Origin of the sequence: Janthinobacterium sp. BJB426 (assembly GCF_002735705.1) — a bacterium.
Taxonomy (GTDB): domain Bacteria; phylum Pseudomonadota; class Gammaproteobacteria; order Burkholderiales; family Burkholderiaceae_D; genus Janthinobacterium.
The window spans coordinates 1-10,816 of the sequence record NZ_PDZL01000042.1; the positions used below are offsets into that span (position 1 = coordinate 1).

Here is a 10,816-nt window from a genome sequence, read left to right on the forward strand (position 1 = left end):
ACCCGCCCCCTTCCCGCCACCGCGCTTCCAACTCCCGCGTCTGCGCCTGGCTATGCGGCTGGCCGCTCCTGCTCAGTCTGCTGTTTGGCCTGCTGGGGCTGGCGGGCGCGGCGCAGGCGGCGCCCTTGCCCCTGAGCACGCAAGGCATCCAGCACCTGGGCAACGGCGGGCAACTATTTCTCGCCGGAAATGAGGCCGCGCCTGCCGATGCGGCCGCCCTGCCCGCCTGGCTGGCACGCCAGCGTCCAGCCGCACAAGTCGACCTGTTCGGCGGCGCCTACTGGCTGCATGCGCAGGTGCGCAACGACAGCAGCGAAACGGCCTGGGTCATCGACCCGAACGACACCCTGATCGACCTGGTCGACCTGCACGTGTACGGCCCCGGGCCGCACGCGGCGCCGCAAACCTTGCTGACGGGCTACCAGCGTCCGCACGAATATTTGTTGCACTACGGCAGGAACGTACAACTGGCGCCAGGCGCCACGTATGACATCCTGATCCGCTTTTCCAGCCCGTATTACGCGCGCGCGCCCCTGTTCGGCGTGAAGACGCAGCAAGACTACCGCAAGCTGGTAGGCAAGGAAAACTTTCTGATGGTGGCGTCGATCGGCGCCCTGCTGGCGCTGGGCCTGTTCAATTTCTTCATCTTTTCCATCACCCTGGAAAAAGCCTCGGCGTATTACGCGCTGTACGTGCTGACCTATGGCCTGGCCTGGGCCATGACTTTCCACGTCTTTGCCGACCTGTTCGACTGGCATTTGCTGCAGCTGCATTACGTGCCGTTTTTCCTGCTGCCCGTCTTCAGCACCCTGTTCTACATGCACTTCCTGCGCCTGCGCGACTATTCGCCCCGGCTGTACCGCATCAGCCAGATCAACCTGGTGCTGCCCCTGCTGCTGCTACCCAGCTGCTTCTTCGCCCTGTCGTATGCGCACACCCTGGCCACCATCGTCATCAGCATCTGGATGCTGCTGGCGCTCGTCTGCGGCATCGTCGTCTGGCGCCGCGGCTACCAGCCGGCGCGCTTCTTCGTGCTGGCCTTCGTCGCCTTGATGCTGCCAGGCTTTCTGATCCTGCCGGCCAACCTGGGCCTGATGCCGGCCATGGTGGCCAACGCCCAGCTGGTGACACTGCTGGGCGGCACGCTCGACGGCTTGCTGCTGGCATTTGCCCTGGCCGACCAGATCCGATTGCTGCGCAACAACCTGGAACAGCGCGTGCAGGAACGCACCCTGGCGCTCACCCTCAGCAACGACGCCCTGCTGAAGGCCAAGGAGCACGCGGAAGTGGTCAGCCGCCACCGCATCGATTTTCTGTCCGCCATGAGCCACGATATCCGCACGCCGCTGGCCGGCGTGATCGGCATGCTGAAATTCGCCTTGCGCGACCAGTCAGTCAAGGGCCGCACGCAGGAGTACCTGCGCATCGGCCTGCACAATGGCGTATCGCTGTTGACCATTCTCAATGACATCCTCGATTTCTCGAAGATCGACGCGGGCAAGCTGACCCTGGAAACCGTGGACTTCGACCTGCTGGCGCTGATCGGCGACGCGGCCGGCATCGTGCAGGGCCAGGCCGACGCCAAGAGCCTGCTGCTGCGCCGCGAACTGGCGCTGGACCTGCCGCGCTACGTGCGTGCCGACCCCACGCGCCTGCGGCAAATCCTCATCAACCTGCTGGGGAACGCGCTGAAATTCACGGCAAATGGCGAAGTGCTGCTGGAAGTGCGGCGCGCCCGCACGCCGCCGCGCCGCGACGGCTGCAGCGAGATCGAATTCATCATCAGCGATACGGGCCCCGGCATCGACGCGGATACCTTGCCGCGCCTGTTCCAGAAATTCGAACAGGCCGACCACTCCACCACGCGCCGCTACGGCGGCACGGGCCTGGGCCTGGCCATCTGCAAGGAACTGGTCGAACTGATGCAAGGCACGATCGGCGTGGAAAGCCGGATCGGCATCGGCTCGCGCTTCCATTTCACCTTGCCGCTGACGCCGGGCAGCGCGCCGGCGGCCGACGCGCGCCGGCCGGCACGCCACGCGCGCCACGCCTGCCGCCTGCGCATCCTGTGCGCCGAAGACGTGCGCACCAACCAGATCATCATCGGCACCCTGCTCGAAAGCATGGGGCATGCCGTGACCATCGTGGAAAACGGCGAGCAGGCGCTGCGCGCGCTGGGCACGGAACCCTACGATTGCGTGCTGATGGATGGCCGCATGCCGCTGATGGATGGCGAACAGGCCGCGCGCCTGATCCGCGACGGCGGCAACGCGCAATTCCCCATTTCCGACGCGCAGATCCCCATCCTCGCGCTGACGGCCAACGCCAGCGAACATGACCGGCAACGCTACCTGGCTTGCGGCATGGACGATTTCCTCAGCAAACCCGTCGACGAAGCGCTGCTGTTCGAGAAAATCGACGCCATCATCGACCTGCTGCTGGCGCGCGGCCACGCGTTGCCCCCAGCCGTGCCCATCGAGGACGATACCCTGGCGCGCCAGTTCGGCCTGGACGACGCCGCCGACGAGCCAAGCGCACCGGCCGATCCCATGACGGCGCCCGTGCACATCCTGCCGCTGGCAGGCCTGTCGCCGCAGCATTTGCAGCGCATCGCGCAAGCGTTCCTGACGGAAGCGCCGAGGCGCCTGGACCTGGCCTGCCACGCCGTGCGCGACGGCAACGCCAGCGCGGCCGCTGCCGCCTTCCACGCCTTGAAGGGCAGCGCCGGCTACCTGAGCCGCCCCACCCTGCACGGCCTGTGCCACCAGATGGAAACCCTGGCCTCGAACGGCCAGCTCGATAACGTGGAACAGTTCCTGCCGCAGCTGCAGGCGGCGCTGGCTGTGGCGCGGCGCGACCTGAAGACTCAGCCCGCAGGCTGAGGCATCCAGCCCTGCGCCTGCAGCCACGCCAGCAGCAGTTGCGGCCAGGCGGCCGGCTCGCTGCCCGGTTTGCCCAGGCCCCAGCCATGGCCGCCGTGCCGGAACTGGTGCAGCTCGACGGGCACGCCCGCGCGGCGCAGGGCGGCGGCCATCAGCCGGCTGTTCTCGGGCGGGGAAATCGGATCGTCGAGCGCCTGCGCAATGAACATGGGCGGCGTGCGCGCATCGACGTGCAACTCCACCGACAAGGCGTCGCGCGCCGCCTGCGCGGGATGGGCGCCCAGCAGCTCTTTCTTCGCATGCGTCGTGTCGAATGGCGCTTGCATGGTCAGCACGGGGTACAGCAGCACGGCAAAGTCGGGCCGCGCGGAGACGCCATCGATCGCATCGACGGGCGCGTAGCGGGCCGCATCGGCCTGCACGGCCGTCATGCCGACCAGGTGCGCGCCGGCGGAAAAACCCAGCATGCCGATGCGCGCCGGGTCGATACCCCACTCGGCCGCCCTCGCACGGATCACGCGCATGGCCCGCTGGCCGTCCTGGAATGGCGCAGCCACCCCGCCGCCTTCGCGTGGCAAGCGATACACGAGTTCAAACGCCGTGACGCCGTGCGCCTGCAGCCAGTTGGCGGTGGGGCCGCTCTCCTTGCCCGCCTCGATATGCGCATAACCGCCGCCGCTGACCAGGAGCATGGCGATACCGTTCGGCTGCGCCGGGCGGTGCGCGATCAGGTAAGGCTGGTCGACCTGCGTGATGGAGCCTTTGGCGCTGTCGCGCTGCGGGCCCGGCGCCGCACCACCGGGCGGCGCGCCGGGCCACAGCACAATCGCGCCAGGCGGCGCGGCACCCGCGTGCAGGTGGACAAGGACAAGACACACCAGCATCAGGCGTTTCATGCCTTGAAATCCGTCTCGCCCTGGATCACGGCCGGATACCCGGTCATGGCGCGCGACGTCTGCATGCCGGCCATCACGGCCGCCTCCACGCAGCCCGCATTGAGGCCCGTCTTGATCCAGTCGCCCGTCAGGAACAGGTTGGAAAAGCCCGACTGGTCGGTGGCCAGCCGGTACTGCGTGCTGTTCACCACCGACATCACGTAGCGCTCGGACGGATCGACGTTGGCGCGCCAGTACTGGCTGTCGAAGCGCGTCGCTCCCGCACGCTCCTTCGCGTCGACCAGCCATTGCCACGGAAACGCGCCCGGCGCGCCCGCCTCGGGCCACAGCGCGCCGATCTCGCGTTCCAGCTGGTGCAGCGCGCCCTGCTTCGCCCTTGCCGCGCAGCGGGCGGGGAAATCCGTGTCGGTGACGGGCGGATAGCTGTCGACGGGGAAGGCGCTGCAAAAGTAGGAGACGTTTTTCGGCTCCAGCCCCGCCGGCCAGTCTTCGTGCGCCAATAACTGGTCCATCGGCGCCCACGTGTCGTACGGCTCCGTGAAGGCCGACAGCACCGGCTGCTGGCCCTTCGGCTGCGTGGTCCAACCCATCTGCGACAGGTTTTTGTTCAACCACACCTGATAGGCCTGCGTGGCCACGGTTTTCACCTTGTCGGCCGCCAGTTGCAGGGCCGGACTTTGCGCCAGCAGTTGCGGGCACAGGGCTTGCAGCGAGCCGATGGAAATGCCGAACACCACCTTGTCGAAGTCGATGCCCTTTTTCAAGACCGTGGCGGGCAGCGCGCGGCCAAACGCCTGCTGGTACTGCTGCGGCCAGCCGCTCCAGTACGATTCCAGGTTGACGTCCTGCGCTTGCAGCAGCGCGGCCTGGGCCGGTTCGATCTGCGCGTAATCGGGCGCGCTGGGCCAGCAAGCCAGGCCCTTGACGTCCACCAGCGGCGCGTAGCCGGCGGCCGGGTCCTTCAATTGCACCTGCTGCGTGATGCGGATGCTGTCGATGTCGCCCGCGCCCGGCACCAGTTCTTCCACGCGCTGGAAGAATTTGAATTCCACGCCCCTTTTCTTCAGCACTTCGTACAGCGGCGTGAAAATCGTGTCGCCCATGCCGGCCTGCATCTTGAACATGATGCCGCCCTTGTAGGCCAGGCCGATGCGCGCCATCGAACGCAACAGCGTGCCCGCCTCGATGTTCGGCTTTCCAAAATCGCCGCCCTCGTAGGCGAAGACCAGGTCGTAAAAGCCGCGCACGGGCGCCGAGTTGACGCTGAACTGCTCGTCGCCGCCATGCTTGCGCAGCCAGTCACGGAAGTCGATGTCGTTAATGACGTCAAAGCCGTGCTTGAACACGCCATCCTGGAACATGCCTTTCATGACCGTGATGCCCAGGTCCAGGCAAATGAACAGGCGGCGCAATTCATCGTCGCCATCGATCAGGGCGCGGTAGCGCAGGCGCAGCCAGGCGCGGATGCCGTTCAGGGTACTGGCCAGCAGCTGGTGGCGGGCCTGGTCGTGGCGCGTAGAGTCCGGCGCCAGGTCGGCCACCAGCGCCACCAGCGCGCCCACGGACAGGCCCACGTCGAGGCCCAGTTCATCGGCCTGCCCCACCACTTCATCGGCCAGGCGGCGCAGCCAGCCCGGCCACACGCCTTCGCCTTGCGACGCACTGGCGCGCACGATGCGCGCATCGGCATCGGCCACCTGGCGGATCTGGCGTATCCACTGCTCGATCCAGCCCACCATGGCGATGGCCATCTGCCACAGGGTGATGTCTTCGCCGCCCTCTCCCGGTTCGCCCGGCAAGGTGGGAAAGACGATGGACCAGTTGCGCCACTTGCCCTTGACGTCTTCCGACAGGGCCACGTAATCGTGCTGTTTGAAGGCGTCGCGCCAGGTGGCCAGCGGCGCGCCGGGCGGACGTTCCAGGCTCGCATACGCTTCCTTGATCATCTTGAAGGCATTCGCGTAGAAGCCGAACCAGATGTGCAAGCCGTGTTCCTCGATGCGCTGGCCCACTTGCGCATTGCGTCCGCTGGCGCCCTTGCCGCCCAGGCGCCAGCCCAGCTGGTAGACGGTGATGGCGTGCTGGTTTTGCCAACCCGGCTGGTTCGTCAAATAATACGCGGTGGTCATGGCCGCCACGCCACCGCCGAGAATGGCGATCTTTTCCGGCGCGATGCGGGAATTGTCGACCAGTTCCTCGCCCGGCATGGCCGTGAAATCGAAGTTCACATTGAACGGCAGGATGGCCGTTTGCGGCCCCAGTTTCAAACCCAGGGTCTGGTCCAGGGGGAAGCTGTCGAAGGCGTGCACCGTGCATTCATACTCGTAGCCCAGCAGGCGCGCGCTGTGCAGGCGATTGATCTCGGCCGGCGCGGCCACCAGGGCCTGGTACACGGCTTTCACACCGGCGCTATCCGGGAACTGCTTGAGGAAAATCTGGTCGATGCGGGGATTGCGCAACAGCGACAGGATGTCGGCCCAGCCGGCCTGGTCCATATCGAAGAAATCGGGGATGGAGAGGAAAATCTGGAATGCCTGCTCGATGAGCTCCAAAAAGCTGTTGACGGGCTTGTGCTGCCCCGTCTGCACGGTGGCGTTGACTTCCAGCAACGGGTGCAGGGCCAGTTTCGTCTCCGGCGAGAAATGCTGGAAACCCTTGGCGGCCACGGAGCAGCGCAGCGGCTCGCTGCCGGCGGCGGGAATTTCGTAGTCGCACAGGTATTTCGGATAGCCGAACAGTTCGCGCCCATTGATCAGGGCCATCGCGTCATCGACAAAAATATGGCACGGGTACCAATAGATATGCGCGAGCTTGCCTGCGGCATCCATCTGGCCGACCATGATCCAGGTGACGATGTCGACTTCCGTGATCCAGCCCTTGGCCTGGTCGACGGGATTGGCGGAGTCCGCATGGTTGACGCGGGTAAACGTCAGCATCACATACGGCGACAGGGCTTTCAGGGTCATCTTGCTGCCCGCCACCTGGTTCAGGGTGGTATTCACGGTCGCTTGCAATTTCGCCAGGTCGCCACGGACGAAATAGCCGTACATTTCCGACTGTTTCAATTGCAGCGGCGCATGCATCATCACCGAACCACCCTGATAGATATACGAAGGTCTTGCCGAAGGTGTCGCCGTCATTGCCCTGTCCCCTTTAAGTTTCATTCAAACAAGATTTCTACAGTGTATTTGAGAAAGATCAATGAATGATATGAAATAAATTAAAGGATTTGCCAAGATGCATAGGCTCAGCAGAAACGGGGGAGTACCAGCGAAAGGCAAGTGGCGGCCATCCGGTGTAGGATGGATCATCCGTGCAAAGCAGGCGAACTGACCCAGAAATGATTACTACCGACTACGTATCCACTTATTCCGGCAACCGCTTTTATCCCTTGCGCCCGCATATCGACAAGGTTGCCATCGAAGACATCGCCCACGGCCTCGCTTACCAGTGCCGCTTCAATGGACAGACGCAAGTGTTTTACTCGGTCGCCCAGCACAGCCTGATCGTCGCCGAACTGGTGCCGCCCCCTTTGCGCCTGGCTGCCCTGCTGCACGATGCGGCCGAAGCCTACCTGGGTGACATGGTGAAACCCTTGAAAGTGTTGCTGCCGGAGTTTTCGGTGCTGGAAGACAAGGTCAGCGCCATCATCGCCGCCACGTATGGCCTGGATTTTTCCGACTACGCACCCATCAAGCGGGCCGACCTGATCGCGCTGGCCACGGAAAAGCGCGACCTGATGCCGCACTCGGCCGAGCGCTGGGCTTACCTTGACGGCATCGCCCCCTTGCCCGGTATAATCGAGGCCATGGGCCCGGCCGAAGCCAAGCAGCGCTTCCTGCAGGCCTTTGCCCAGCTGGGCGGGTTTGGACTGGCGGCATGAACACTTCTGCCGCAGCTTCACGAACGGGCGCTAAGCCCCGGTTTTTGCACGGCTTTTTTAGATATCCACAGCAACTGTGGATAAAGTTGTTGATAAGCCCCTCTTGACAAGCCGCAACACCAGTATTGATGCGGGTTTCAACAATTTGCTGATTTCACAGGCAATTTTTTACCCCAATGAAATCAATGACTTGCGCTCACGAGTTTGCGCTAGAACAAACTTACTCTGCCACCATGAAAATATATTTTGCTGTGCATAAGCAGAGTGGCGCCAGGCCGTCTTGCTTGAACAGCATTGTTTTGACAAACCCCGCAGACTGGCATAGTGTGGAGTAGCGACTACGATCAACGGTGGATAAACGCATGAATACGGATAGCGACAGTTCCGCCAAAGGGGCGGACGAACCGGACTGGCTGGTCGACGAACCGCTGGGACGGACCGATGCGGCGGCAGAACCCGCCACCGCGGCGCCCTGGCGCGTGCTGATCGTCGATGACGATGTCGACGTGCATGTGGTGACTAAGTTCGCCCTCAGCCAGGCCAGTTTCAAGGGCCGCCGGCTGAGCTTTTTGCACGCGTATTCGGGCGCCGAGGCGCTGGTCTTACTGCGCGGCACTCCCGATATCGCCGTGGTGCTGCTCGATGTGATCATGGAAACCCAGGATGCCGGCCTGCAAGTGGCACGCCAGGTGCGCGAAGAACTGCACAACAGCGCCGTGCGCATCATCCTACGCACGGGCCAGCCCGGCCAGGCGCTGGAACACCGCATCATCATCGACTACGACATCAACGATTTCTGGTGCAAGACCGACCTCACCACGCGCAAGTTGTTTACCACCGTGATCGCCTCGCTGCGCACCTACGCCACCTTGCGCGAAGCGCAGCAACAGGTCACCGAACTGGCCGCCGCGCTGGCCCAGTGCGGCGACACGCCAGCAACGCCGACCGGCGGCACGCCCTGACCACCGCCCGCTACTTTCAGTCATAAAAACCAGAGCACTGGATAGGCATACAGGCTTGTGGCATGCCCCATTTTGGCCCGTCTTGCCGGCCCATCGCATGTGCCGAGCGGCTCCAATTTCCTAAGTGGCGGATTGTTAAGCGCTTTTTCAGATATCCACACGGACTGTGGATATCTTTGTGGATAAGGGCCTATTGACAGGCCTCAAAGCCACAGCCCGTGCGGCTTTCAATAAACTGCTCAATCAAACAGCAAAAATAAAACTCATTAAAATCAAACACTTAGAAACTCACACATAATCACAAGAAAATTATTTCGCCAATTTCGTTAACCCATCATTTGTGCATAACTGAGCCGTAATGATCAATCCGACAACACCGGACTCACGCTGCCGGCAACACAGTTGCCGCGTAGAAACTCAATGCACGGTCTGGCGGCGCTGTTCCGGATGCAGCAGCACGCGCTCGATCAATTCCGGGGCGACATTGTATGACTTCAGGTATTCCAGCGCACACAAGGTGCTGAAGGCGGCCTGCACGGCGATGCCCAGATTGACGATATCGCACATCTTCTGGTCGATCCGCACATGACGCACCACCGGTATGGCAGGCATATGCAGCGTTTCTGTGGAATGAGGCATGATGGACAACTCCTGCGAAGGGGACGGAGGGGAAGACGGCGTAGCGGTGCGAACCGCGACAGCGCGGAAAGGGACAGTGCTCGTGTTGCCGCTAAAAGTATTGCCGATAAACTCTCGATGTCAATGGCAGGGAAACATGAGCCACGGTTTTTTCTTGCAGGCACAAGCGCAGCCGAAAGCGATGGACAAGCGCGAGCGGCCACGGCGATAATCAGCCATGTCCTCGCCTTCTCCCCTTCCGCCCGACCTTCCCCGCCCGCAGCCCGCCTCGCTTGCCGACCTGTTCTTCTCGTTCACCTGGCTGGCCCTGCAAGGCTTTGGCGGCGTGCTGGCCGTGATCCAGCGCGAGATGGTCGAGCGCAAGCGCTGGCTGACGCAGGAGGAATTCCTGGAAGACTGGGCCGTGGCGCAAATCATGCCCGGACCGAATGTCGTCAACCTGTCCTTGATGGTGGGCGGGCGCTATTTCGGCTTGCAAGGCGCCCTGACGGCGCTGGCCGGCATGCTGGCCGTGCCCCTCGTCATCGTGCTCGTGCTGGGCGTGCTGTACACGCATTTTGGCGACAATCCGCAGATGGCGGGCGCCCTGCGCGGCATGGCCGCCGTCTCGGCCGGCATGATCGCCGCCACGGGCGTGAAACTGGCGACCGCGCTGGCCAAGCATCCGCTGCCCCTGTGGCTGACCTTGTCCATCACCGTGCTGGGCGTGCTGATGGTGGCCGTGCTGCGCTGGCCCCTGCTGTACATCCTGCTGGGCCTGGGCGGCATCGGCTGCCTGCTCACGTACCGGAAGCTGTCCGCATGAATCCGCCCCTGCAACTGGTGTTGAGCACCGGCGACTGGCTGAACCTGTTCGGCCACTACCTGATGCTGTCGCTGATGTCGATCGGCGGCGCCATTTCCACCACGTCCGAAATGCACCGTTTCCTCGTCGAACAGCATGGCTGGCTGACGCAGGCGCAATTCAATGAATCGATCGCCATCGCACAGGCCGCGCCCGGCCCGAACGTGCTGTTCGTCGCCCTGATGGGCTGGAACGTGGGCATGAACGCGGGCAGCTATGCGGCGGCGTATCTGGGCGTGCTGGTGACGATGGTGGGCATCATGCTGCCCAGCACCACCCTCACCTACGTGGCAGCCCAGTGGGGCTACCGCAACCGCGACCTGCGCCCCGTGCGCGCCTTCAAGCAAGGCATGGCGCCCATCGTCGTTGCCCTCCTGATTTCCACGGGCATGATTTTGGGCGGCGCCAACCATGACATCCGCACCGACTGGCCCCTGTGGAGCCTGTCCATCGTAGCCGGCCTGATCATCTGGCGCACGAAGATCCATTTGTTGTGGCTGCTGGCCGCTGGCGCCGTGCTAGGCTGGTTCCAGCTGGTTTAGTACGCCTATCAAAAGGCTCTGTCATCGGTAAATAGGGGAACTGCCGGAATCTTCCCTTGGCATTGCTGTCTGACTCTGCATACTTACCACACAGGGAGCAGATCATGCAGCCAGCCGAATGGATCCGTTTTATCGCCCAGTTTGCTCACCTGAACCGACGCCAGCGGC

Annotated in this window: 8 protein-coding genes; 5 read left to right on the plus strand and 3 right to left on the minus strand. The window is 63.3% G+C overall.

Annotated features, from left to right (window positions below; genetic code table 11):
- Positions 1 to 125: 125 nt before the first annotated feature.
- Positions 126 to 2,882 (plus strand): hybrid sensor histidine kinase/response regulator, encoded by a 2,757-nt coding sequence (locus CSQ93_RS28305; RefSeq protein ID WP_233516393.1) that lies wholly within the window; start codon positions 126 to 128, stop codon positions 2,880 to 2,882.
- Here the strand turns inward: CSQ93_RS28305 and CSQ93_RS28310 are convergent.
- Entirely contained in the window at positions 2,867 to 3,778 is a 912-nt protein-coding gene (locus CSQ93_RS28310) for an alpha/beta hydrolase (protein ID WP_099380896.1), read from the minus strand. The genes CSQ93_RS28305 and CSQ93_RS28310 overlap by 16 nt on opposite strands.
- Positions 3,775 to 6,918, minus strand: a complete 3,144-nt coding sequence (locus CSQ93_RS28315; RefSeq protein ID WP_233516391.1) for an NAD(P)-binding protein — start codon at positions 6,916 to 6,918, stop codon at positions 3,775 to 3,777. The genes CSQ93_RS28310 and CSQ93_RS28315 overlap by 4 nt, the downstream gene beginning before the upstream one ends.
- 200 nt (positions 6,919 to 7,118) lie before the next feature.
- Between CSQ93_RS28315 and CSQ93_RS28320 the strand changes: the two genes are divergently transcribed.
- Both CSQ93_RS28320 and CSQ93_RS28325 read left to right on the plus strand, forming a co-directional pair.
- The gene (locus tag CSQ93_RS28320; RefSeq protein WP_099380898.1) at positions 7,119 to 7,661 is read left to right on the plus strand and encodes a phosphohydrolase; all 543 of its coding nucleotides are present in this window, start codon (positions 7,119 to 7,121) and stop codon (positions 7,659 to 7,661) included.
- A gap of 362 nt (positions 7,662 to 8,023) precedes the next feature.
- Positions 8,024 to 8,623: a hypothetical protein gene (locus CSQ93_RS28325; RefSeq protein ID WP_233516392.1), complete on the plus strand. Its 600-nt coding sequence runs from the start codon at positions 8,024 to 8,026 to the stop codon at positions 8,621 to 8,623.
- A gap of 417 nt (positions 8,624 to 9,040) precedes the next feature.
- Here the strand turns inward: CSQ93_RS28325 and CSQ93_RS28330 are convergent, their stop codons facing one another.
- Positions 9,041 to 9,262 carry a hypothetical protein gene (locus tag CSQ93_RS28330; RefSeq protein ID WP_099380899.1) on the minus strand — a complete coding sequence of 74 codons (222 nt, stop codon included), beginning with the start codon at positions 9,260 to 9,262 and terminating at the stop codon, positions 9,041 to 9,043.
- Positions 9,263 to 9,479: 217 nt separating this feature from the next.
- On the opposite strand from CSQ93_RS28330, the gene CSQ93_RS28340 reads away from it, so the two are divergent.
- Complete coding sequence (locus CSQ93_RS28340) at positions 9,480 to 10,067, plus strand: chromate transporter (RefSeq protein WP_099380901.1); 588 nt, start codon at positions 9,480 to 9,482, stop codon at positions 10,065 to 10,067.
- Positions 10,064 to 10,648 (plus strand): chromate transporter, encoded by a 585-nt coding sequence (locus CSQ93_RS28345; RefSeq protein ID WP_099380902.1) that lies wholly within the window; start codon positions 10,064 to 10,066, stop codon positions 10,646 to 10,648. The genes CSQ93_RS28340 and CSQ93_RS28345 overlap by 4 nt, the downstream gene beginning before the upstream one ends.
- The last annotated feature ends 168 nt before the right edge of the window (positions 10,649 to 10,816 follow it).

What these genes read in the sequence shown, in the direction of transcription:
- CSQ93_RS28315 (WP_233516391.1), bottom strand. Translation starts at nt 6,918, where the DNA reads ATGACGGCGACACCTTCGGCAAGACCTTCGTATATCTATCAGGGTGGT.
- CSQ93_RS28325 (WP_233516392.1), top strand. Translation starts at nt 8,024, where the DNA reads ATGAATACGGATAGCGACAGTTCCGCCAAAGGGGCGGACGAACCGGAC.
- CSQ93_RS28330 (WP_099380899.1), bottom strand. Translation starts at nt 9,262, where the DNA reads ATGCCTCATTCCACAGAAACGCTGCATATGCCTGCCATACCGGTGGTG.
- CSQ93_RS28320 (WP_099380898.1), top strand. Translation starts at nt 7,119, where the DNA reads ATGATTACTACCGACTACGTATCCACTTATTCCGGCAACCGCTTTTAT.
- CSQ93_RS28345 (WP_099380902.1), top strand. Translation starts at nt 10,064, where the DNA reads ATGAATCCGCCCCTGCAACTGGTGTTGAGCACCGGCGACTGGCTGAAC.
- CSQ93_RS28310 (WP_099380896.1), bottom strand. Translation starts at nt 3,778, where the DNA reads ATGAAACGCCTGATGCTGGTGTGTCTTGTCCTTGTCCACCTGCACGCG.
- CSQ93_RS28340 (WP_099380901.1), top strand. Translation starts at nt 9,480, where the DNA reads ATGTCCTCGCCTTCTCCCCTTCCGCCCGACCTTCCCCGCCCGCAGCCC.